Source organism: Massilia sp. Masssp93 (assembly GCF_059491295.1).
The window spans coordinates 2,757,837-2,783,421 of record NZ_CP168502.1; the positions used below are offsets into that span (position 1 = coordinate 2,757,837).

Here is a 25,585-nt window from a genome sequence, read left to right on the forward strand (position 1 = left end):
AAGGCGGTGGGGTCAATCCTGGGCTCCGGACAAAACGGCAAGTGTAACGCGCGGCGGCGATCCTTGCCGGACGCCGCCCGCGTCAGGGCGCGTCCATCCAGTCGTATTCCCAGCTCCACGGCATGTCGTCGGGCCCGAGCGCCTGCCGGCCCAGTTCCGGATACAGGCGCTCCGCGCGCACGTCGTTCGACAGCAGCACGACGCAGCGCTGGCCCGTCTCCAGGCACAGCACGAAATCGGCCGTCGTGTCGTCGTGGCCGCCCTTGAACCAGCCGGGGCCCGACCGGTCCTCGAACGTGACGACGCCCAGGCCCGCCGCCAGCTTCTGCGGCCATTCGGTGTCGCCGCCGGCGAGGGTCGGAAACTGGCGGCGCGACGCGATGGGCAGCCAGCCGGTCGCGAACGCGGCGCGCGTGTCCGGCCGCAGGCCGTCGCCGCGCATGATGCCGGCCCACAGCTTCGCCTGGTCGGCGATCGTCGTATCCATCGAGCCGGCCGCGCGCACGCGGTAGCGGCGCTCGTGCGGCTGCACGGCACCGTCGAAGCCGTAGCCGTCCGCCACGTTCTCCGCGAAGTCCGCGCGCCAGTGCATGCTCGTGTTGCGCATGCCGAAGCGGTCGAACACGCGGCGCTGCATCTCCTGCGCGACATCCAGCCCGAGGCCCCGTTCGACGATCAGCTGCAGCAGCATGTAGCCCTCGCCGGAATACGCATAGCGGCTGCCCGGGTCGAAGTGGATGCGGAGGTGCCCGCCCGGCTCGAGCCAGCGGAAGTTGGCGAAGCCGCCGGCGTGCGCGAGCAGCATGCGCGGCGTGAGCGACTGCCAGCGCGGATCGTCCGCCAGGTCGGAAAAATCGAACGGCCGCTCGCGGTACGCGGGCAGCGGCTGCGGCAGCAGCTTCGTGACGGGCGCGTCGAGGTCCAGCCTGCCCTCGTCGGCCAGCTGCAGCACCATGTAGGCGAAGGCCGTCTTGGTCAGCGACGCGCCGGTCATGACCGTGTCCGGCGTCAGCGGCTGGCCGAGCGCCGCGTTGCGCGTGCCGTACACGCGCACTTTCGCCACCTTCCCGTTCTCGATGGTGGCCAGCGCCAGGCCCTGCACCTGTTCGCGCCGCATGATGCGCTGCACTTCGGGATCGGACAGCGATTGCAGGGGCCGCAGCGGCGGCGCACAGCCCGCCATCGCCAATACCGTCGCCCCCACCGCCCACCACGTCCCGAACCGCATGCGTCTCTCCATGACCTGCCCGGCACCGCCCCGCGCGGCGCCACAGCCCGTCATGATGCCATGGGAGCGCTAACTTCGTCATGACTGTCCGTTAACGTGCGCGCCGGTACGCGGGCACGTCGTCGACGCGCATTTGCCGGGGACGCCGTCGCGGCGCTCGGAACCGGTTTCCGGTCGAATGGACGTCCGCGTGGAAACGCTTCCAGGCAATTTCCAATATAGCACCGCCGATTTTTCGATGTCAACGCAGCCGGTTTCGCAGGTGTGCTGTTTCGGCCACGCACCATGGAATATTCCGTTGACAATTGTTTTTTCTGAACATAAGATTCGACCACGATATGGAAACGTTTCCACGTCCGACGCGGTGAAGAACAAGCAGATAAAAACAGAGGAGACCTAATGCATTATCCCAAGGCAAACCAAAAACTGATGAGCCTGGCGGTGGCGAGCGCCTGCGCCGCCCTCATCCCGGCCTATGGCCAGACCGGCGCGACGGAAGACAGCCGCGGCGGCGACATCCCGACCACGGCCGTCCAGCAGGTCGTCGTGACCGGCCTGCGCCAGTCGCTGGCGTCGTCGCTGAACCTCAAGCGCCAGTCGGACGGCATCGTCGACGGCATCGTCGCCGAGGACATCGGCAAATTCCCCGACACGAACCTGGCCGAATCGCTGCAGCGCATTTCCGGCGTGTCGATCGACCGCGTCAACGGCGAAGGCCAGAAGATCACGGTGCGCGGCGTGGGCCCCGACTTCAACATGGTGCTGCTGAACGGCCGCCAGATGCCGACGTCGAACCTGGGCGACCTGAACGGCCGCTCCTTCGACTTCTCGAACCTGGCGTCGGAAGCGATCTCGCAGCTGCAGGTCTACAAGACCAGCCGCGCCGAGACCCCGACCGGCGGCATCGGCGCCACCGTCAACGTGATCACGGCGCGTCCGCTGGACAAGCTGGGCACGTGGTCCAGCATCGGCATCAAGGCCGTGCACGACACGTCGAACAACAACCTGCCGGGCGACGTCAAGGCCAGCAACTCGACGACGCCGGAATTCTCGGGCATCTATTCGACGACGTCGAAGGACGGCCACTGGGGCCTGGGCGTCTCCGCCAGCTACCAGGAGCGCAACCTGGGCTTCAACCAGGCGTCCGTGTCGAGCGGCTGGAAAGGCCCGTTTCGCGGCGACGAGAACAACTGGGGCACGATTCCGCAGCCGGGCACCCCGGGTTCGGAAAACATCACGAACCGTCCCAAGCCCACCGACATCTACCAGGTGCCGCAGAACCTGAACTACAGCATGACGGGCGTGAAGCGCAAGCGCACCAACGGCCAGCTCACCTTGCAGTGGCAGCCGGTGAAGGAACTGACGACGACCCTCGACTACACGTACTCGGAAAACAAGCTGCAGACGAAACGCAACGACGTCTCCGCATGGTTCAACTTCGGCCCGTCCGCCTCGTCCTGGACCAACGGCCCGATCGCCGCGCCGCTCGTCTACAGCGAATTCATCCCGGCCGGGAACAGCGACATTGCGATGGGCGGCGCCGACTTCGCCACCAAGACGCAGAACAAGTCGCTCGGCTTCAACACGCAGTGGCGCGCGACCAGGGACCTCAAGCTGGAGTTCGACGCGCACCATTCGACGGCCGAATCGAAGGCCGACAGCCCGTTCGGCTCGAACAACACGCTGGGCACCGCGAGCTTCTCGCGCGGCGACACGACGGCCGACTTCTCTCAGGAATTCCCGGTCCTGTCGATCAAGGGCGCCGACTTCGTGAACGCGCCGCAGCAGGTCACCGGCTCCGTCTTCCAGAACGGCTACATGAAGGGCGACATCTCGCAGGCCCAGTTCAAGGGCCGCCTGCGCATGCTGGATTCGTCGAACCTGAACTTCGGCCTCGGCGCCGTCAACGTCAAGAACCGTTCCGCGTTCTCGACCCAGCAGCGCGACTCGTGGACCGGGGCGACCAAGCCGTCCGACTACCCGAGCAGCCTGTGGCACGCCGATACCGTGCGCCAGTACTTCGACCAGCTGGCCGGCAGCCAGAACCCGAACCTGTTCAACACCTTCTACACCTTCAACTTCGCCCAGGTGCGCGACGTCGTGGCGAAGGCGTCGGGCATGCCGGAGATGTACCTGCCCAAGAACACGTTCGACACCGACCAGCGCACCGAGGAAAAGTCGAAGAACCTGTACCTGCAGTTCAACACGGACTGGGACACGGCGCTGCCGATGCACACCGCGATCGGCGTGCGCTACGAGAAGACGGACGTCGTCTCCACGGCCCTGGTGCCCACCGCGACGTCGATCACGATGGTCTCCGCGAACGAATTCCCGGTGCAGTTCGGCGCGCCCTCGTTCACGACCCTGACCGGCAAGTACCACAACCTGCTGCCGTCGATCGACTGGGACATGGACGTCCGCGCCGACATGAAGGTGCGCGCGAGCTATGGCGAGACGATCGGGCGCCCGCGCTACGACCAGATCGCCGGCGGCCAGATCCTGAATACGCTGGCGCGGGTCGACGGCGGCACCGGCTCGCAGGGCAATCCGGCGCTGAAACCCGTCAAGTCGAAGAACTTCGACCTGTCGTGGGAGTGGTACTACGCGAAGGACAGCTTCTTCTCGGTCAACGCGTTCTACAAGGACCTGGAAAACTACGCGGGCCAGTCGAAGCTCGACGCCACGCCGTTCAACCTGCACACGCCGGTCGGCGGCGCGCTGTGGAACGAAGCGTCGGCTGCCGGCTGCGGCACGGACCCGGCCTGCATCCGCAACTACATCTTCACGCACCACCCGACGGCGGCGGGCGTGACGGTGACGGGCGTGGACAGCAGCGGCAATCCGACCGGGAACATCGTCGGCCAGCCGGGCGATCCGGTGGCGCACTTCCAGATCACGTCGTTCTCGAACCAGAAGAAGGCCAGCCTGAACGGCCTGGAATTCAACCTCCAGCACATGTTCGGCAACACCGGCTTCGGCATCTCGGCGAACTACACGTACGTCCACTCGGGCCTGCGCTACGACAACGGCAGCGTCGGCGAGCAGTTCGCGCTGGTCGGCCTGTCGAACTCCGCCAACCTGGTCGGCATCTACGAGAACGACAAGTGGAACGTGCGCGCGGCGTACAACTGGCGCGGCGAATTCCTGTCGTCGACGTTCGACGGCGCCGGTCCGAACCCGAACTACGTCGAGCCGTACGGCCAGCTCGACCTGTCGGTGGGCTACAACCTGACGCCGAAACTGAGCGTCCAGCTCGAAGCCATCAACCTGACGAACGAGACGAACCGCGTGCACGGCCGCACCTCGCAACAGGCGCTGTACGTGACGCAGTCCGGCCCGCGCTACATGATGGGCGCGCGCTACAAGTTCTGACGCAGGATCGCACAGCAAGAGCCGTCGTCCCCGCGCAGGCGGGGCAAAGAGCCATCGTCCCCGCGCAGGCGCGCAGCAAGAACCGTCGTCCCCGCGCAGGCGGGGACCCAATTTTGTATCCGCAGTCCGCAAAATCGGGTTCCCCGCCTGCGCGAAAACGACGGGCATTACGTAATATGGGTCGCCATTTAGCGCACGTGCGACCTGCCGTAATCGGTTTCAGCGAATAAAAAGTTGTTCCGAATTCAGCACTTCAGGTAGACTCATGCGGCGTACCGAAAAAATGGAAGCTGAGATGAGTAAACCCATCGAACACGTCGTGGTGGTCGGCGGCGGCTCCGCCGGCTGGCTGACGGCGGCCATCCTGGCCGTCGAACACCCGCGCCTGACCGTCACGCTCGTCGAATCGCCGGGCGTGCCGCCCATCGGCGTCGGCGAAGGCACGTGGCCGTCCATGCGCGAGACCCTGCAGCGCATCGGTGTCTCCGAGGCGGCGTTCTTCCGCGAATGCGACGCCGCCTTCAAGCAGGGTTCGCGCTTCGACCGCTGGGTCGACGGCGGCGACGCGGACATCTATTTCCATCCCTTTTCTCTGCCCCAGGGCTATGGCGAAGCCAATCTGGCGGCGGCCTGGCAGCATGGGCACCGCGACGTGCCGTTCGCCGACCTCGTGAGCTACCAGCCGCACCTGTGCCACCAGGGCCGCGCGCCGAAACAGCCGCAGACGCCGGAATACGCGGGCGTCGCCAACTACGGCTACCACCTGGACGCCGGCAAGTTCGGCGCCTTCCTGCAGAAGCATTGCACGGAAAAGCTGCGCGTGCGCCACGTGCTGGCCCACGTCGTCGACATCATTTCCACGGACGCCGGCGACGCGGCGGGCGACATCCAGGCATTGCGCACGCGCGAGGCCGGCGTCGTGGAAGGCGACCTGTTCGTCGACTGCACGGGCATGGCGTCGCTGCTGCTGGGCCGCCACTACGGCGTGCCGTTCGTGTCGCAGCGCGACGTGCTGTTCAACGACCGCGCGCTCGCCGTGCAGGTGCCCTACCCCGCGCCCGACGCGCCGATCGCGTCGCAGACCACCTCCACGGCGCAGTCCTGCGGCTGGATCTGGGACATCGGCCTGCCCGCCCGGCGCGGCATCGGCTACGTGTATTCCAGCGCCCACTGCGCCGACGACGCGGCCGAGCAGACCTTGCGCGCCTACCTGTCCGCCACCGGCATCGAGGGCGACATTCCCGCGCCGCGCAAGATCGCGTTCGACCCCGGCTACCGCGCCCGCTTCTGGGAGCGCAACGTCGTCGCGATCGGCCTGTCCGCCGGGTTCATCGAGCCGCTGGAAGCGTCCGCGCTCGCGCTCGTGGAACTGTCCGCCGCCTGGCTGGCGGACGACCTGCCGGCCACGCGCGCCCAGATGGACACGATCGCCGCCCGCTTCAACGAGGCGTTCACGTACCGGTGGGAGCGCATCATCGACTTCCTCAAGCTGCACTACGTGCTGTCCAGGCGCACGGGTTCCGCCTACTGGCTGGATCACCGCACCGCGCGCACGCAGTCGCCGCGCCTGCGCGAACTGCTCGCGCTGTGGCGCACGCGCGCACCGTCGCGGCGCGACTTCCCGCGCATCGAGGAGATCTTCCCGTCCGCCAGCTGGCAGTACATCCTGTACGGGATGGGCTTCCGGCCCGAGTTTTCCGGGCGCGCGTCGGACCTGCCGGACGCCGCCGCCCAGTATTTCCGCGAGGCCGCGCGGCTCACCGCCCGCATGCTGCCGCTGCTGCCCGCGAACCGCGCGATGCTCGACCACATCCGCCAATACGGCATGCCGTCCCCTTAGCCGGCATGCCCCCACAATAACGACAAACGAGAGACTACGAGACCGATGGCCAACCATGCACCCCTGAACAACGTCGACCACAAGAACCTGCGCATCGTCACCACGCGCGGCGCGGCCTATGGCGACGCCGTGATGTCCGCGCTGACCTTCCCGGCCGAATTCCGCGACCTGCAGGCCTGCTACCCGATCGTCTTCGCGCAGGACGGCAACGGCGGCTACGACGCCGTCGCCCTGCTCGGCTTCGAACAGGGCGAGAACCTGTTCCTGGGCCCGGACGGCTGGGACGCGCCGGCGCTCCCGCTCACCGTCGAACGCCAGCCGTTCATGATCGGCCGCGGCGGCGACGACCTCGCCGTCCACATCGACCTGGACAGCCCGCGCGTGCGCGACGGCGGCATCGAGGGCGAGGCGCTGTTCCTCACCTACGGCGGCACGAGCGAATACCTGGAGCGCATCAGCTCCGTGCTGCGCACGATCCACGAAGGCATGGCCGCGTCGCGCGCGTTCGTGGGCGCGCTCGTCGAACTGGAACTGCTCGAATCGTTCGTGCTCGACGTCGAACTGGACGACGGCTCGCAGAACCGCCTGGCCGGCTTCTACACGATCAACGAAGACCGCCTGGCGCAGCTGACGGCCGAGCAGCTCGCGCGCCTGCACCGCGACGGCTACCTGCAGGCGATCTACATGGCGGTGGCGTCGCTGGCCCAGTTCCGCGCCCTGATCCAACGGAAGAACCGCGCCAATGACGGCCGCCGTTAACCACGTGCGCGAAGTGGCGGCGGTCGACGGCAGGCTGCCGGACGAGATGCTGCGCGCCACGCGGCCGTACATCGTGCGCGGCCTCGCCGCCGGCTGGCCGCTCGTGCGTGCCGGGCGCGAATCGGCGGCCGGCGCGGAGGCGTACGTGCGCGGCTTTTATCGCGACGCGACCGTGAACGCGATGCTCGGCCCGCCGCAGATCGGCGGCCGCTTCTTCTACAACGACGATATCACCGGCTTCAACTTCCATAACGTGCGCGCGCGGCTCGACCAGGTGCTCGACGAACTGGCGGCCCACCGCGCGCGTCCCGATCCGGGCGCGATCTACGTCGGCTCGACGTCGATCGACGGCGCCCTGCCCGGCCTGCGCGCGGAGAACGACGTCGATCTCGGCGGCCGCGACGCGCTGGCCAGCATCTGGATCGGCAACCGCACCGTCGTCGCCACGCACTACGACCTGCCGGACAACCTGGCCGTCGTCGCAGTCGGCGAGCGCCGTTTCACGCTGTTCCCGCCGGACCAGCTGAAAAACCTGTACGTCGGTCCGCTCGACTTCAATCCGGCCGGGCAGGCCATCAGCCTCGTCGACGTGCGCAATCCGGACCTCGAACGCTTTCCGCGCTACGCCGAAGCCATGGCACATGCGGAAGTGGCCGAGATGGGGCCGGGCGACGCGCTGTTCATCCCGTCGATGTGGTGGCACCACGTGGAGGCACTGTCCGCGTTCAACGTGCTCGTGAACTACTGGTGGCGCCAGTCGCCGGACTACATGGACACGCCGACCAATGCGCTGATGCTCGCGATCCTGACGATGCGCGAACTGCCGCCCGAACAGCGCCGCGCGTGGCAGGAGATCTTCCGCCACTACATCTTCGAGCCGGATGCCGAGCACCTCGCGCACCTGCCGGCGAACGCGCGCTATGCGTTGGCGCCGCTCGACGACGACGGCGCACGTGTGCTGCGCGGGCAGCTGCTGCGCCGCATCAACAGGTAAATCAAGCCAGGAGGAGACATGGACAACAACAACCAGCAGGGCCGCGGCCGCCCGATCCGCCGCGTCGTGATCGCGGGCGGCGGCACCGCCGGGTGGATGGCCGCGGCGGCGCTGTCGCGCACCCTCGGCAAGGTCATCGACATCAAGCTCGTCGAGTCGGACGAAATCGGCACCGTGGGCGTGGGCGAGGCGACGATCCCGAGCCTCGTGCACTTCCACCGCCTGCTCGACATCGGCGAACAGGAATTCATGGCCGCCACCCAGGCCACGTTCAAGCTGGGCATCAGCTTCGAAGGCTGGCGCGCGCGCGGCGAAGACTACATCCACTCGTTCGGCATGACCGGCACGGACCACTGGACGGCCGGCTTCCAGCACTTCTGGCTCAAGGGCCGCGAACGCGGCCTGGCGGGCGACTACGGCGACTACTGCCTGGAACTGGTCGCCGCGCAGGAAAAACGCTTCGGCCACCTGCCGAACCAGGGCATCAACTACGCCTATCACCTGGACGCCACACGCTACGCGCGCTACCTGCGGCGCTTTTCCGAACACTTCGGCGCCGAGCGCATCGAGGCGAAGATCACCGGCGTCGACACCGACCCGGCCACGGGCCACATCACGGCACTGGTGCTGGACTCGGGCACGCGCGTCGAGGGCGATTTGTTCATCGACTGCACGGGCTTTCGCGCGCTGCTGCTGGGCCAGACGATGGGCGAAGCCTACGAGGACTGGTCGCAATGGCTGTTCAACGACAGCGCGATCGCCGTGCAGACGGAATCCACCGGTCCGGCCGTCCCGTTGACGCGCTCGATGGCGCACGACTGGGGCTGGCAGTGGCGCATCCCGCTGCAGCACCGCACGGGCAACGGCATCGTGTTCTCGAGCCGCTACATCGACGAGGACACCGCGCGCGCCACGCTGCTCGGCAATATCGAAGGCAAGGCGCTGACCGAGCCGCGCGTGATCCGCTTCAAGCCCGGCCAGCGCAAGCGGGTCTGGATCGGCAACTGCATCGGCCTCGGGCTCGCGGCGGGCTTCCTGGAACCGATCGAGTCGACCAGCATCCACCTGATCCAGCGCGGCATCGTGCGCCTGCTGCAGACGTTCCCGTCGCACGGCATCCAGCAATCCGACATCGACGAGTTCAACGCCCAGAGCGAGGACGACATCCGCACGATCCGCGACTTCATCATCCTGCACTACAAGGTCACGAACCGCCACGACTCGCCGTACTGGCACGACGCGGCGACGATGGCCGTGCCGGACAGCCTGCAGCACCGCATCGACCTGTTCCGCGACGGCGGGCGCGTGTTCCGCTACGCGAACGAGCTGTTCGCCGAGAACTCGTGGGTGCAGGTGATGCTGGGCCAGGGCTTGACGCCGGAACGCTGGCATCCGAGCGCGGACCTGATGGGCGACGACGAATTGCGCGGCTTCCTGGACGGCATCCGCAGCAACGTGCGCCGCACGGCGTCGCAACTGCCGCCGCACCAGCACTACGTGGAGCGTTACTGCCCGGCGGGCAAGCCATGAGCGGAGCGGCCGCCTTCGCCGACACCAAGCGGCACTACCCGGTCCTCGACGGCCTGCGCGGCGTCGCGGCGCTGACCGTCGTCGCGTTCCACCTGTGCGAGGCGCATGCGGTCAGCCGCTTCGCCCAGGTCATCAACCACGGCTACCTGGCCGTGGACTTCTTCTTCCTGTTGTCCGGCTTCGTCATCGGCTACGCGTACGACGACCGCTGGCCGGGGATGTCGACGGGCGAATTCTTCCGGCGCCGCCTGATCCGCCTGCATCCGATGATCGTCGTCGCGATGGCCGTCGGTGCGCTCGCGTTCTACTTCCAGGGCGGGCCGTTCTTCCCGATGATCGCGGACACGCCGTTGTGGCGCGTGCTGCTCGTGATGGTGATCGGCATGACCCTGCTGCCCGTGCCGCCGTCGATGGACCTGCGCGGCTGGGGCGAGATGCACCCGCTGAACGGGCCCGCGTGGTCGCTGTTCTTCGAATACGTGGCGAACGTGCTGTACGCGTTCGTGCTGCGGCGGCTGCCGAACCGGATGCTGGCCGTGCTCGCGCTGCTGGCCGGCGCGGTCCTCGTGCACTACCTGCTGGCCGGACCGAACGGCGATGTGATCGGCGGCTGGTCGCTGGAACCCGTGCAGTTCCAGCTGGGGCTCACGCGCCTGATGTATCCATTCTGCGCCGGACTGCTCCTGTCGCGCGTCGTGCGCCCCGGCCGTGTCGCCAACGGCTTTGCGTGGAGCGCGGCGATCCTGTTCGCCGCGCTGGCCCTGCCGCGCGTCGGCGGGCCGGCGACCCTGTGGATGAACGGCCTGTACGAAGCAGCGTGCATCATCGTCGTGTTCCCGGCGGTGGTGTGGCTCGGCGCCAGCACCCGCGCGGGCGCTCGCACGGGCCGCGCGTGCGCCGCGCTGGGCGGGCTGTCGTACCCGCTGTACATCATCCACTACCCGTTCGTGTACACCTACACGGCGTGGGTCAACGAACACCATCTGTCGCTGCGGGCCGGGCTGCCCGTCGCGGCGGCGACGTTCTGCACGTGCGTGGCGCTGGCCTGGGTGCTGCTCAAGTATTACGACGAGCCGGTGCGCGCGTGGCTCACGCGGCGCTGGATGGCGCGCGAGCCGGCGGTCGTGGCGCCGGCCGCGAACGGCTGAACGCATGAGCGCCTGCCGTCGGTGGTGCGATGACACGCCGTTCGTCATCGTCCACGCCGGCGGCAGTTGTTTATTCGATCCGGCCTCCGCATTCGCACGGCGGAACAGTGGTTATCTCTTTAACGATCCCATTTGACGAAAGCCTTTCTGATGTCCTTCACCCGACGTTCGATGCTCAAAGCCACGCTCGTGGCGCTGCCGGCGCATTGTGGCGCCCGCGGCCTTGGCCAACTTGCGCCTCCTGTGCTGGGCACTGGTCCAGTTGACGTGGCGAGTGCCTTCCTGGCAAACCAGGTGCGCCTGCTGCCGGGAAGTCCGTTTTACGTTCGGCAGGAGCTGCATCGTAAAGGGGTGCTCGCGTCCTATGATCCCGACAAGTTGCTGTACCCCTACCGCGTGTTGGCCAAGCTTCCCCAAAAAGAAGGCATCGAGAGCGGCTACGACGGCTGGGATAGCGGATTTCTCCGGGGGCACATGACAGGGCATTATTTGTCCGCCGCCTCGCGCATGGCGGCGGCGACGGGAAGCCTCCTGTTTCGCGACCGGGTCAACTACCTCGTGGGAGAACTCGCCAAATGCCAGGAGAGCCTGAATCTGGATGGTTACCTGGCCGGCTTTTCCACGGCCGCGTTTGACCAGCTCGAAGGCAAGCCGGGGGCCGATGCCGGAGGCATCGTCGTGCCCTATTACACGGTCCAGAAGGTCATGTCGGGCCTCCTCGACGCCCATGCCTATGTCGGCAACAAGCAGGCACTCGACGTGGCCACCAGGATGGCCAACTACTTCGAGAAACGGCTCGCGGCGCTGGATGCCGCGCAGATCGACAGGATGTTCCGCACGGACGGCGACCGCAATCCAAAGACCGAATTCGGTGCGATGAGTGACGTCCTGACGGAGCTTTTCAAAATCGGCAAAGATCCCCGGCACCTCGAAGCCGCCCGCATGTTCAATCGCGCCTGGTTTGTCGGCCCACTTGCCGAGGGCGAGGACCGGCTGGGCGGCTTGCATGCCAATACGCACATCGCGCAGGCGGTGGGCCTGGCAAACTCCGCGAACGTCGATGGCGACCCGGTGGAACTGAAGGCGTCCGAGAACTTCTGGCGGCTGGTCGTGCACCGGCATTCGTTCGCCAACGGCGGCAACGCATTCAACGAATGGTTCGATAAACCCGGCGTGGAAGTCGGCCCGTCAATTGACGATCAGAAGGTATTGCCCCCGACCACCGCCGAAACGTGTAACACCCACAACATGCTCAAGCTTACCGCCAGGCTTTTCGAGCGCAACCGGCGTGCGGAGCTTGCTGACTACTACGAGCGCGCGTTGTACAACCACGTGCTGGCGTCGATCGCGCCCGATTCGGGCGCCATGACCTACTTCACGCCGTTCCATGGGGACTTTCGCACCTATCTTAATGGCAGCTTTTGCTGTATGGGCACCGGTATTGAAAACACCGCGCGCTACAACGAAGGCATTTACTTTCACAAGGATGATTCGCTCTGGGTGAACCTGTATATCCCATCCGAGCTCAATTGGCGGGAAAGCGGGATGTTTTTGCGGCAGCAAGGGGATATCACGCGGGGTGACCCGGTGCGCTTGACGGTGGTCAAACCTGGAGCCCACGCCGTCACTCTCAATTTGCGAATCCCCGCGTGGGTCGCCAAACCGGTGACAGTAAGGATCAACGGGAAGCCGCAAGGTGTGGACGCAAAGCCCGCAAGCTATCTCTCGTTAAGGCGGAAATGGAAAGCCGGTGACGTGATCGACCTTGCACTTCCAGCGGGGCTGCGACTGGAGCAAGCCAGAGACGTCTCCTCGATGGTCTCCATATTCCATGGTCCCGTCTTGCTGGCCGGAGAACTTGGCAAGGACAATATGCCTGGTAGCGACGTGGGCGATAAGGATGCCTTCCTGAAGATCGCGGCGGCGCCGGTTCCCGATATCGTCAGCACGTCCAGTAATCCCGCCGATTGGCTCGCTCCACTCCCCGGCGATCCGTCCGCGTTCAAGATCAAGAACGCCGGTCCGGCAAACGGCATTGTCGTTCGGCCGTTATTTGACCTGCATCATCAACGCTATTCCGTTTATTGGAACCTTCGCGAAGACACATTCCGTGACCGCCGATAGTTGGCACATGGGAGAAATGCGAAGACGACCATACCATCGATACCGCCAGAGCGAGTCGCCCCGGGTCTGAACTGCCCCCCAAGAGTTGTGGCCATTGTCAGATTGGCGTGGTGCCATGAAGGGAGCTTGGATAGGTAAGGCACAATCAACGCTCTAACAGCGTTAACGCGAGGTGTGGAAACGGCGCCAGGACGTTTGCAAGCGGGTGCCAAAGTCGTCGCGCCGCTGCACCCCGCGGCGTCTACTGCGGCGCCAGCACGAAGGCCCGGGCCGCGCTGCGGTCGTAGACGCTCAGCCGCGACCAGCCGTCGGTGCCCGTGTGGGCCACATACAGCTGCTCGGTGAAACCCGCCAGCGTACAGGCGTCGAGCAGGCTGTCCACCGTCGGCAACGGATCGGCCGGGGGCGACGGCGGGATTGCCCCGGGCATGGTGGCGATGGAAGCCGCCGCCGTCCCGGCGATGCTGTATTCCGGCGGCGACACCGCGCCACGCTGCACGTAGAACGAGTAGCTGGCAAAGCGATTCATCTGCAGCGCCTCGAACGGTACGCCCACCGGCAGGGCCCGCGACGTATAGCGCATCACGCCGCATTCGTCCGCAGCAAGGCTGCCGCCCACGGTGGGCGCGTCGATGCGGGCAAACGCCGGATTGTTATCCACCCGGACGGTCAGGACCATGCGGTTGAGCGCGGCATCGACCAGGCCCAGCGCCGCCGCGTCGAGCGTGGTGATGGTGCCCGTCAGGTCGTAGCTTTCCGGGACGCGCCACTTGATGCCGAGCGCCTCGGGATCGACCATGGCGCCGGCCGCGTCGAACAACTCGACCTTGATTTGCCATAGCCCGCCCTGGTCCGGCCCCGTCGGCACGCCGAACTCGTCGAACGGCACGCCGGGCGCCACCGCCGTGGTCGGGATCACCGCACTTTGCGTGTCGAGCACGGCGTTCGGAATCGACCACCGGCCAATCGGGGGCAGGGCCGGCGGGATTTCGTACAAGTACGGCGTGGTGCCCACCGCCTTGGGTCCGAGCGCGTACTGCTCGAGGATCAGGTCGCCCCCCACCTCGTGCGTATAGTGGCGGTTGATGGCCTCGAGGCTCGGCCTCCATGCCGACTCCGGCTCGCTGACGCGCTTGTAGGACACGCGATAGTAATAGACGCCCAGATCGCTCCGCAGCGAATTGTCGAACTCCAGACGCGGCCGCAGCGTGCCGCCCCAGGGCGAGGTACCGTCCAGCAGCCCGACCTTGGCCGGGTCGTGGCCGGGCGCGCCGGTCATGGTGTCCAGGTTGGCGCCGTGGATGCGCCATACCGACGTATTGCCGATGGCCATGAACAGCACCCAGTTGTTGGGCGCCACGATGGGCGGGCACGGCGGACAGGCGTGCGCCAGCGGATGCGTGGTGGTCAGGATCACTTCGGTGCCGCAGACGTAGTTCCACCAGGTGTTGCAAATGACCGGCGTCGGCGCGTAGATCTCCACCCAGAAGCCGGGCCAGATGCGTTGCCGCGCGGTGAAATAGAGATCGGGCTGGTCGAAGTTGAACACCGAGCGCCAGATCAGCGCGTGGAAGCGGCCGCATTCGTCCGTGGTGACGGTGGCGATCTTCGTTTTGCGCACGGGGAAGCGGAACAGCCAGCACAGGATGGGACGCAGCAGATCGAGATGGGCCAGCACCGCCCGCTCGAACAGCGGACGGTCGGCCCGCGCCGCCAGCACCAGGTCGGCCGGCAGCGCCAGCGTGCCCGCCGGCCGGGTCTCGGCGCTCGCGAGCAACGCCCGCGGCGGCAGCGGTTGCGGATTCAGCGCGACGTCGGTCAGGGCATCGAACGCCTGCGTCCCGAACGGCTCCGGCGGCCTGGGCGGGATGGGCCAATGGATGGGCGGCCAGGGCCCGTCGACGATATCACGCAGGCGGTCGAGGTCGATCTCGGACAGGCCGGCGATGATCAGGGGCCAGGGATCGATCTCGTAGATATCGACCGTGGCGTTGCAGACCGGCAGGTCGAGGACGACGCCGCCCGACACGGTGCGCTTCAATAACGTGCCGTTGACCATGCAAAATCGGCCCAGCCAGATGCGCCAGATGTCCGGCGTCACCTCGAACAGCACCGGCGGTAGGCGCTGCATGTCCGGGCGCACGGGCACGTGCCGGTCGATGGCGCCGCGGCGCAGCAGCTCGCCGGCTGATATGGATTCCTTGTCCAGCTCGGGGCCGACCATGACGCGCACGAGCTGGCCCTCCTTGCCGATCTTGATGCTCAGTCTGGCATAGCCCTCCTGGTCGAGCGCCTGCATGTCGAGCAGCGCGCCACCCTGGCTGAAGGCGTACGCGACGATGGTGACCAGCTCGGCGGGACGTTCGGTGACGCGCGCCCGGACTTCCAGTGTCACGCTATGCGGTTGGGTGTTGGATGTGGCCATTGCGGCTCCTCGGTTGCGATGGGAGCTTGAAAGTAGCCCAGCCCGTACGCCCACGGGGCCGATCCGGTCAAACCGCGGCGGAATTGTCCGCAGGAAATTGGTCGCGCGCAAACCGAGAATAAAACAATCGCAATCTTGCCTGTTCGCGAACGACTTTTTCAAAAGTATAGAAAAACTGATACGCGCGTTCCATCAATCGTTGCGACACAGCATCATTTTGAACGTTGCCGCCGGATTCACCGTGACAAGCCCGGGCGCTCGTCGCTAAGATTCAAAACATTTCCAGCGGGCAAATCGGCAAAACCCGATGCCCGCTGCGCGTTCCCGGCCGCACCGCCCGTGCGGGCCGGCGTCTTCGACAATCCAAGGACCGCCCAGCCTCTCATGGCCACTTCCCAGTTTCCGACGCGGCTCGCCTGCGCCCTCGCCGCCGCATTTGCCGTCGCCCCCGACCTGTACGCCCAGACCGGCTTCGACCCCGCCGCCGCCACCCAGCGCGCCGACGTGCTGCAACGCCAGCAGGACGAACGCATCAAGCGCGACATCGACGCCGCGAAGCCGCGCGAACGCGTCGAACCCGGCATCGACACGAGCCGCCTGCGCCCGCCGGTCGACGCGTCCGGCGCCGGCCCGCGCTGCCACGACATCGACGTCATCGCCATCCAGGGCGCGCCGGGCCTGTCGGCCGCGGTGCGCGCGGAGATCGACACGAAGTTCAGCCACCGCTGCCTCGGGGTGTCCGAGATCGAAGCCATCCTGGGGCTCATCACCAAGGACTACATCGACCGCGGCTACGTCACCACGCGCGCCTACCTGCCGGCCCAGGACCTCGGCAAGAAGCGCCTGGAGATCCTCGTGATCGAAGGCCGCCTCGGCGCCGTCCGGGTCGACGACGGCGCCCGCATCAATCCGTGGAACGTCTTCCCGCCGGCCGGCGGCCTGCTGAACCTGCGCGACATCGAGCAGGGCATCGACCAGGTCAACCGGCTGTCGTCGAACAACGCCACGCTCGACATCCAGCCGGGCCGCGCGCCGGGCGAGAGCACGGTGGTCATCCACAACAAGCCGGCCTTCCCCGTCCACGCCAGCCTGTCCGGCGACAACACCGGCTCCGAAAGCACGGGCCGCAACCAGGCCGGCTTTGCGCTCAGCACCGACGGCATCCTCGGCCTGAACGAACTGCTGCTGGCCACGTACCGCCGCTCGCAGCCGAACGACATGGAACACAAGGGCTCGGAAAGCAAGAGCGTGACCGCGATCGTGCCGTTCCGCTGGACCACGTTCACCGCGACCGGCAGCGATGCCGAATTCGTCAGCACCGTGCAGCTGCCCAGCGGCGACGCATTGAAATTCCAGGGCAAGTCGCGCAACGCATCGCTGCGCGTCGACCAGCTCCTGTACCGCAACCAGGTCACCCGCGCCGGCGTGTACGGCAACCTGACCGTCAAGGACAGCAAGAACTACCTCGGCGGCGAACTGCTCGGCGTGAGCAGCCGCCGGCTGTCGGTGTTCGACCTGGGCGGCACGGCCAGCACCGCGCTGCTGGGCGGCGCGCTGTCCGTCGATCTCGGCTACTCGCGCGGCCTCGGCCTCGCCGGCGCCCTGCACGACGCGGATGGCCTGGATGCCGCCGCGCCGCGCGCGCAATTCGGCAAGGTCACGCTGAACGCCAACTGGATGCGCCCCTTCAGGATCGGCGGCCTGGATGCGGGCGTCTCGTCCAGCCTGACGGGCCAGTACGCGCGCGACACGCTGTTCGGCACGGAGCAGATGCTGATCGGCGGCCCGTACACGGTGCGCGGCTTCTACAACAACACGCTGTCCGGCGACCACGGCGCGTACCTGCGCAACGAGTTCTTCGTGCGTCCGGTCCTGCCGCTGTTCGGCCAGATGTTCCCGCTGCGCGCCTACGCGGGCCTGGACGTCGGCCATGTCAAGAACCGCGTCGCCGGCAACCCGGACGGCACGCTGTCCGGCGCCGCGCTGGGCCTGAACATCGCGTGGAAGCGGACGTCGCTGGACGTCTCCGCCACGCGCGCCCTGCACGAACCGCACGCATTCCAGCGCGAAGGCACCCAGACCTGGGTGCGCCTGAACATCGAGATCTGAGAGAAGACCATGAACCGCTCGTATCGCCACGTCTGGAGCGCCGCCCGCGGCGCCTACATCGTCGCCGCCGAAACCGCCCGCGGACGCGGCAAGTCCGGCCGCGCCGTCAAGGCCGCCGCCGCCGCCGTGCTGGCCGGCGCCGTTGCCGCGCCGGATGCCGCCTGGGCCCAGGTCAGGACACCCACGTCGGCCGTCCCCGCCGGCGGCAAGACCAATACCTATATCGCGCCGAACGGCGTGCCCGTCGTGAACATCGACACCCCGAACGGGGCCGGCATCTCGCACAACACGTTCAACACCTACAACGTGGACGCGAACGGCCTGGTGCTGAACAACACGCCGTTCAAGCAGAGCGCGGTGGGCCAGTCGCAACTGGCCGGGGGCCTGGTCGGCAACACGAACCTGAAGGACGCGGCCAAGGTCATCCTGAACGAGGTCGTCTCCACCAACCGCTCCACCCTGGCCGGCTACACCGAGGTGTACGGCAACCGCGCCGACGTCATCGTCGTCAACCCGAACGGCCTGACGTGCACGGGCTGCGGCTTCATCAACACCGACCGCGTCACGCTGACGACCGGCGCGCCCGTGTGGGCGGCCGACGGCAACCTGATCGGCTTTAACGTCAGCCGCGGCGACATCGAGATCAAGGGCGCGGGCCTGAACGCCAGCGCCCAGCAGATCCTCGACCTGGTGACCCGCTCGGTCAAGCTCGACGGCCAGGTCAACGTGGCCGGCAGCGGCGAACTCGGTGTGTTCACCGGCCCGATCCAGTGGCATTACGACGGCCGCAATATCGCCGGCACGGTCGGCGCCAGCGCCGACAAGCCGCAGTACGCGATCGACTCCAGCGCGCTCGGCGGCATGTACGCGGGCCGCATCCGCCTGATCGCCACGGAGGCCGGCGTGGGCGTGCGCATGCTGGGCGACGCCGCCGCCAGCGCCGACGACTTCCGCGTCGACGCGGCCGGCAAGGTCCTCATGCAGGGCCGCGTGTCCGCCGCGCGCGACGTGACGATCGTGCAGACCGGCGCCACGGACGCCGGCCAGGTCGAGATCAGCGGCGCCAACGCCGCCGTGAGCGCCCAGCACGACGTGAACGTGACGGCGGCCGGCGGCGTGCTGCTGAACGAGGCGGCGCTCAAGGCCGGCAACGACCTCGCCATCCAGGCCGCCAGCCTCGCCGACACGTCGACCGCCAGCGCGACGCGCAGCGCCAACGCCGCGCTCAAAGTCAAACTGGCGGGCGCCGCCACGATCGACGGCAGCACCTGGGGCGCGGGCAGCACGTTCGGCCTCGACGCCGACACCATCGCCGCAACCCACGCCACGCTGTACAGCGGCGCGGCCGCCACGGCCGGCGACCGCGCGCTCACGCTCGGCGCCAACGGCGACGTCGCCCTCGACACCTCGACACTGACCGGCACCGACAAGGTGAACGTGCAGTCGCGCGCAAGCGCCCTGTCCCTCGGCGCCGGCGCGCAGCTGACGGCGGGCGGCGACGCCACGCTGAACGCGGCAACGCGTATCGACAACGCCGGCAGCGTACTGGCCGGGGCCACGCTCACCATCGACGGCGGCACCGCGTCCGCCCCGCTGCAACTGACCAACAGCGGCCTGCTGCAAGCCCAGGGCGCGCTGAACGTCGGCGCCGCCCAGGCCGCGGCCGTGACCAACACGGCACCGGGCCGCGTGCTCGCCGACCGCGTCGCCGTGCAGGCCACGCTGCTGTCCAACGCCGGCACCGTGCAGGGCACGAATGGCTTGACCATCGACGCCGGCGGCGCCGTCACGAACGCGGCCACCGGCGCCCTGCTCGGCACCGGCGCCGGCAAGGACGTCGCCGTGCAGGCCGCGAGCCTGGACAACGCGGGCACCGTGCAATCGGCCGGCGGCCTGACCGCCACCGTCACCGGCGCCGCGACCAACAGCGGCAAGCTGCTGACGACGGCGACCAAGGACGGCGGCGCGGACGGCACGCTCGCCCTCGCGGCCGGCAGCATCGCCAACACGGGCACGGTCGCCGCCAGCGGCGCCGCCAACCTGACGAGCGCCGGCGCCGTCGTGAACCATGCGCTGGTCCAGGGCGCGTCGCTGACCGTCACGGCCGCCACGACCGTGAATAACGACAGCGCCGACAGCACCCTGCTGGGGCGCGACAGCGCCGTCGTCGACGCGTCCGACGTCGCCAATGTCGGCACCATCCAGGCCGGCACGAACCTGGCCGTGACGGCCGCGGGCGGCATCGCCAACACGAACGCGATCCAGACGCTGGCGTCCGGCGGCAACCTGGCCCTGACCGGCGGCACCGTCACGAACGGCGGCACCGTGCAGGCCGCCGGCGCGGCCAGCCTGAAGTCGACGGCCGACACGCTGACCAACAACGGCCAGATCATCGCGGCGGGCGACCTGGGGCTGAACGCCGCGACCGTGCTGCGCAACGCCGACGGCAACAGCATCATGCAGACGCTCGGCGACTTCGGCGCCAAGGCCGGCCAGTTCGTCAACGGCGGCGCCATCAGCGCGGGCAAGAACCTGTCCGTCAACAGCGCCGGCGCGCTCGACACTGGCGGCCTGCTCGAAACGACGGCCGCCGGCGGCAGCCTGGGCCTGCGCGGCGCGTCGATCAGCAACGACGGCACGATTCGCGCGGCCGACGCCGCGGGTCTCGTCGCGACGACGGCCTCGATCGAGAACGGCAACCAGATCAAGGCCGCCACCGCGCTCGACCTGCATGCCGTGCAATCGGTCCGCAACATGGGCGCCAACGCCGTGCTGTCCGGCCGCACGCTGAATGCGACGGCCGCCGGCTTCGACAACAGCGGCACGGCCCAGGGCGATACGAGCGTGACGGTCGACGCCAGCGGTTCCCTCGTGAACAGCCTGGCGCTGCAGACGACGGGTGCCGGCTCGGCCCTGACCCTGCGCGGCGGCACGATCGGCAACAGCGGCACCGTCGCGTCCAGCGGCGGCGCGAGCCTGACCTCCCGCACCGGCGCCATCGTCAACGGCAGCCAGGTCCAGGCCGCGGATGCCCTCACGGTCAACACGTCGACGACGCTCGACAACAGCGGCAAGATCATCGGCCAGGCCGGCGTGACGGTCACCGGCGCCGCCGGCTTCGGCGTCACCAACAGCGGCCGCATCCAGGCCGGCGCCGCGCTGAACGTGGGCGCGGCATCCGCCGCCGCCGCGTGGGCGACCAACAGCGGCACACTGTTCGGCGACACCATCGGCGTGTATGCCGCGAACCTGACGAACCAGGGCCGCATCCAGTCGAACGCCGCCGGCACGCTGAGCGGCGCGAGCATCGTCAATCAGGGCAGCGGCGCCGTCATCCTGCTGGGCATGGACGGCAGCGCCAGCACGATCGCGGGCACGGGGAGCGTGCGCAACGAAGGCGCCATCCACACGGCCGGCGACCTGACCCTGAGCGCGCCGCGGCTCGACAACACGGGCACGGGCGGCATCTCGTCGGAAGCGAACCTGACGACGACGGCCGCCGGCGCGGGCTTCGACAACAGCGGCGCCCTGTACGCGGGCGCCAGGCTGACCGTCAACGCGACCGGCCAGGTGTACAACAACACCATGACCGGCACGATGGACGCCAACGACATCGAGGTCAATTCCGGCACCTTCAACAACTACAATACCGTGATCGCGCTGCGCGACACCACGATCAACACGAGCGACGCCTTCAACAACCTGCCCACGGGCCGGGTGCCGAACGTGATCATCGCCCAGGTCATCGACGGCACGGTCACGACGCCGTACGACTGGGAAGGCAATTGCGCCTTCCTCGGCATGGGTTGCGACCACAACGTCACCTGGGCGCAGAACGTCACGTGGATCCAGGGCCTCGACGGCCCGATGCCCACGCAGTTCGGCCAGGTCATCGCGGCACGCACGATCAACCTGAACTACGGCCATGCGGGCCTCAACCAGGCGTCGCTGATCTCGGCGCCGAACGTCAACATCAGCGGCAGCGGCGCGTTCACCAACACCGACCTGCACCTGGAGCAGATCGACTACGACCGCCGCTGGCACATGAGCAAGGTCGGCCACCTGATCGACCCGGACGAGTACTACTACAGCTACCCGACCACGGATTCGCAATACGGCTGCAACGACGGCGGCTGCTTCGGCGGCTCCGCGGGCAGCGCCGACGCGGCGGCCGCCGCCGCGCACCTGATGGAGACGGGCCGCCACGTGATCCAGAAATGGAAGGCCGGCATCTACGCGACCAATCTGACGTTCACCGGCGGCAGCCTGATGAACCTCGGTTCGCCGTACCAGCAGGGCACGCAGGCGCAGTCCGTGGGCGCCGACAGCGCCGTCGCGACGAATCCGCTGGCGGGCACGCCGCTGGGCTCCGCGCTCTCGGCGTTCGTCAAGAAACTGCCGGCATCGACCAAGGCGCAGAACGTCGCGGCCGCGCCGACGATCCAGTTCCAGGGCCTGAACCTGAACCTGCCGACGAACCCGAACGGCTACTTCGTCACGGCCAGGGACCCGAACTCGCAATACCTCGTCGAGACGAACCCGCTGTTCGGCGCGGGCAGCAATTCGGTCGGCTCGGACTATCTGACGAAACTCCTGAACATCAACCCCGACAAGGAAGTGAAACGCCTGGGCGACGCCAACTACGAGGCCAAGCTCGTGCGCGACCAGCTGATCGCCCAGACCGGCGCCAACGTCCTGAAAGGCATGGACAGCGAAGCGGCGCAGATGCAGGCGCTGATGGACAACGCGTCCGCCGAGGCGGGCAAGCTGGGGCTCGTGTACGGCCAGGCGCTGAGTCCGGACCAGGTCGCGAACCTGACCGAGGACATGGTGTGGATGGTGGAAACCGTCGTGGGCGGCCAGAAGGTCGTCGCGCCGGTCGTCTACCTCGCCAAGTCGACCAAGGACGCCATCGAAGGCGGCGGCCCCGTGATCTCGGCCACCAATATGAAGATCGACGCCGGCACCGTCACGAACACGGGCGGCACCATCGCGGGCGACAAGCTGGACATCACGGCCAAGGGCGACATCACCAACACGGGCGGCAAGATCAAGGGCGTCGACGTCGCGCTCAAGTCGACCGGCGGCAGCATCGTCAACCAGACCGTGGCCGAGACCCACGGCGGCAAGGACTTCGCCCGCACGACCATCGGCGCGGCCGCGGGCATCGAAGCGACCGGCAAGCTGAGTCTCGACGCGGCCAAGGACATCACGGTCAAGGGCGCCGACGTCAAGGCTGGCGGCGACGCCAGCCTGGCGGCGGGCGGCAACGTCACGTTCGACACGATCCAGAACACGACCGCCGACAGCCAGATGCACCGCAGCGCCGGCCTGCTGGGCGGCTCCGGCAGCGGCAGCAGCCTCGCCACCACGACCAATATCGGGTCGAACCTGACGAGCGGCGGCAACCTCAAGATCAAGAGCGGCGGCGACACCACCATCGCCGGCTCGCAGGTGAAGGTCGGCGGCGACCTGGCGCTGGACGCCAAGGGCGACGTCAACGTCATCTCGCGCCAGGACACGCGCGAAGCGACGAGCTACTCGGAACACTCGGGGCTCGGCGTCGGCGGCGGCCTGCTCGGCAACACGTCGACGACCACCGACACCTTCCAGGGCCGCAACGTGGCCGCCGGCATCGACGTCAAGGGCAATGCCGACATCAAGAGCGGCGACACGCTCACGCTGCAGGGCTCGAAGCTGAACGTGGGCGGCGGCGCCGACATCCAGGCAGGCCAGGTGCAGGTGCTGGCCGGCCAGGACGTCGATCGCACGACGACCGAGACCAAGACCACGTCGTTCCTGAAACTCGACGGCGCCGGCGGCAATGCGTCGGCGGATGCGGGCGCGTCGGCCGGCAAGGGCGTGGGCAGCAAGGCCGGCGTGGGCATGGGCGCGGAAGCGCACGCGGGCGCCAGCGCGTCCGGCAGCGCCGGCGTCACGCTCGCCGAGACCAAGACGACGAATACCTATGACCTCAATGCGCGTGCCGTGGGTTCGGAGATCTCGGTCGGCAAGGACCTGAACGTGAAGGCCGACAAGGACATCACGCTGCAGGGCGCCAAGGTCAACACGGGCGGCAACGCCAGCCTCGACGCGCAGAACGTCAACGTGCTGGCGTCGCAGGACGTGCACGTCTCGAGCAGCAAGACGACGACGACGCAGGTGGGCCTGTACGCGGACTCGAACAACGACGCGTCGGCCAGCGCCGGCGCGCGTACCGGCATGGTCAGCGGCGCGGGCGCGGAAGCGGGTGCCAATTCGGACACCACGATCGACGTGATGCGCACGAAGACGACGCAGACCGACAGCCTGGGCATCCACAACAACGGCACGACCATCAACGCGGGCGGCAAGTTGAACGTGAACGCGGCCGACAAATTGGCCGTGCAGGGTTCGGAGCTCGGCGGCGACAAGGGCGTGAACGTGAAGGCCAAGGACATGGCGTTCACCGCCGCGACCGACGTCAACACGACGACCACCACGACGACCAAGACCTCGGCCGGCCTGTACATCAGCGGCGGCGCGAAGGCCGAGGCCAGCGCGTCGACCGGGGTGCTGGGCGGCGGCGGCGCGGCATCCGCGGACGCCAAGGCCGGCGTCGGCCTGCAGGCGCGCCATTCCGACTCGACCGACGCATCGGGCACGACGACGGCGCAGGTGTCGACGATCCGCTCCGGCAACGGCGACATCACCCGCACCGCGACCGGCAACATCACGGACGTCGGCACCGACATCGACGCCGCCGGCAACTTCACGCAGTCGGCCACGACGATCGACAGCAAGGCGGCGGCGAACACCAGCTGGACGTCGAGCAACGCATCGTCGCACGAGGCCCGCATCGGCGTGTACGCGGACGCGGGCGCGAACGCCGGCGCCTCGGGCGCGCCGCAAACCTCGGGTGCCGGCGCCAGCGTCGGCATCGAGGCGCAGTACACCGGCACCCAGTCGTCGTCCAGCTCGAACAGCAGCACGGCCGTGGTATCGAACATCCACGCGGGCGGCAAGGCCACCAGCACCTCGACCGGCGCCACGACGATGGAAGGCACGAACATCAAGGGCGACAACGGCGTCGAGATCGGCGCCGGGTCGCTGGATTACAAGGCGGCGCACAACACGTCCAGCAGCAGCTCGAGCTCGCAGACCATCAACGCCGCGGCCAATATCGGCGTCGGCGTCGGGTCCAAGACCGTCGAGGGCGGCGCCAGCGGCGGCTTCGACAAGGCCAGCGACAGCGCGCACGCGTCGACCGCAGTCACCGGCGGCATCCAGTCCGGCGCGGGCCTCGTCATCAAGACGCAGGGCGACGCGCACTTCGAGGGCACCGACATCGCGGCCAAGGGCGACGCCACGATAGGCGCGGGCGGCAAGCTGACGATGGACGCGGCGCGCAACGAGAGCAGCTCGACCAGCAGTTCCAGCTCGTTCCAGGCCGGCATCCAGGTATCGGGCGGCGGCGGTGGCGGCAAGGGCGGCAAGGGCGGTGAATCCGGTGCGGGCCTGACGGCGGACGGCGGCTTCCAGAACGACACGAGCCAGTCGAGCCAGGCCGTCACCGGCGGCGTCAAATCAGGCGGCAACCTCACGCTGAGCGCTGGCGGCCAGGCCGGCTTCGAAGGCACGCAGCTGAAGGCGGACGGCACGGCTACGGTGGCCGCGGGCAGCGTCGACTTCAGGGACGCCAAGAGCACGAGCAGCAGCACCAGCTCGGGCTTCGCGGCCAGCATCGGCGTGTCGGGCGGCAGCAAGGAAGGCAAGTCGAGCGGCGCGGGCATGGCCAGCGTCGAAGGCGGCTATTCGAGCGCCAGCACGGCCACGTCGACCCAGGCGACGCTCCAGCCGGGCAACGGCGTCCAGGTGAAGACCGGCACCGCCGTCAACGTCGCGCCGGACGTGAACGTTGCGGCACCGGCCATCAGGATGGCGGCGCCGGTGTTGCGGGCGGCGCCCAAGGCCAGGCCGCAGGCCGACGCCGGGCCGGCGCCGGTGTCCGCGCCCGGTCCACAAGGCTGATCGTCGACGCCTGACGTGACGACGGCGGCCGGTAAACCGGCCGCCG

Annotated in this window: 11 protein-coding genes; 9 read left to right on the top strand and 2 right to left on the bottom strand. The window is 68.0% G+C overall.

Features of this window, described 5'->3' with window-relative positions; translation table 11 throughout:
- Positions 1-82 precede the first annotated feature (82 nt).
- A complete protein-coding gene (locus ACEN9Q_RS11455) occupies positions 83-1,228 on the bottom strand; it encodes a serine hydrolase domain-containing protein (RefSeq protein ID WP_495628486.1) in 1,146 nt (381 codons plus the stop codon).
- Between the two features lie 399 nt (positions 1,229-1,627).
- Between ACEN9Q_RS11455 and ACEN9Q_RS11460 the strand changes: the two genes are divergently transcribed.
- The 7 genes from ACEN9Q_RS11460 to ACEN9Q_RS11490 all read left to right on the top strand — a co-directional run bounded on the left by ACEN9Q_RS11460 (position 1,628) and on the right by ACEN9Q_RS11490 (position 12,995).
- Positions 1,628-4,600 carry a TonB-dependent receptor gene (locus ACEN9Q_RS11460; protein WP_495628487.1) on the top strand — a complete coding sequence of 991 codons (2,973 nt, stop codon included), beginning with the start codon at positions 1,628-1,630 and terminating at the stop codon, positions 4,598-4,600.
- 295 nt (positions 4,601-4,895) lie between these two features.
- Positions 4,896-6,440: a tryptophan halogenase family protein gene (locus ACEN9Q_RS11465; RefSeq protein ID WP_495628488.1), complete on the top strand. Its 1,545-nt coding sequence runs from the start codon at positions 4,896-4,898 to the stop codon at positions 6,438-6,440.
- A 45-nt stretch (positions 6,441-6,485) separates the two neighbouring features.
- Positions 6,486-7,199, top strand: a complete 714-nt coding sequence (locus tag ACEN9Q_RS11470) for a SapC family protein (RefSeq protein ID WP_495628489.1) — start codon at positions 6,486-6,488, stop codon at positions 7,197-7,199.
- On the top strand, positions 7,183-8,193 hold the full coding sequence (locus tag ACEN9Q_RS11475; protein ID WP_495628490.1) for a cupin-like domain-containing protein: 1,011 nt from the start codon (positions 7,183-7,185) through the stop codon (positions 8,191-8,193). The genes ACEN9Q_RS11470 and ACEN9Q_RS11475 overlap by 17 nt, the downstream gene beginning before the upstream one ends.
- A gap of 18 nt (positions 8,194-8,211) precedes the next feature.
- A complete protein-coding gene (locus ACEN9Q_RS11480) occupies positions 8,212-9,723 on the top strand; it encodes a tryptophan halogenase family protein (protein WP_495628491.1) in 1,512 nt (503 codons plus the stop codon).
- Entirely contained in the window at positions 9,720-10,871 is a 1,152-nt protein-coding gene (locus ACEN9Q_RS11485; RefSeq protein ID WP_495628492.1) for an acyltransferase family protein, read from the top strand. Before ACEN9Q_RS11480 ends, ACEN9Q_RS11485 begins: the two co-directional genes overlap by 4 nt.
- A gap of 150 nt (positions 10,872-11,021) precedes the next feature.
- Positions 11,022-12,995 (top strand): beta-L-arabinofuranosidase domain-containing protein, encoded by a 1,974-nt coding sequence (locus tag ACEN9Q_RS11490; protein WP_495628493.1) that lies wholly within the window; start codon positions 11,022-11,024, stop codon positions 12,993-12,995.
- 241 nt (positions 12,996-13,236) lie between these two features.
- Here ACEN9Q_RS11490 and ACEN9Q_RS11495 read toward each other — a convergent pair whose 3' ends face one another.
- Complete coding sequence (locus ACEN9Q_RS11495) at positions 13,237-15,420, bottom strand: hypothetical protein (protein WP_495628494.1); 2,184 nt, start codon at positions 15,418-15,420, stop codon at positions 13,237-13,239.
- Between the two features lie 384 nt (positions 15,421-15,804).
- Between ACEN9Q_RS11495 and ACEN9Q_RS11500 the strand changes: the two genes are divergently transcribed.
- Positions 15,805-17,529 carry a ShlB/FhaC/HecB family hemolysin secretion/activation protein gene (locus ACEN9Q_RS11500; protein ID WP_495628495.1) on the top strand — a complete coding sequence of 575 codons (1,725 nt, stop codon included), beginning with the start codon at positions 15,805-15,807 and terminating at the stop codon, positions 17,527-17,529.
- Positions 17,530-17,538: 9 nt separating this feature from the next.
- Positions 17,539-25,539, top strand: a complete 8,001-nt coding sequence (locus ACEN9Q_RS11505) for a two-partner secretion domain-containing protein (protein WP_495628496.1) — start codon at positions 17,539-17,541, stop codon at positions 25,537-25,539.
- Positions 25,540-25,585 lie beyond the last annotated feature (46 nt).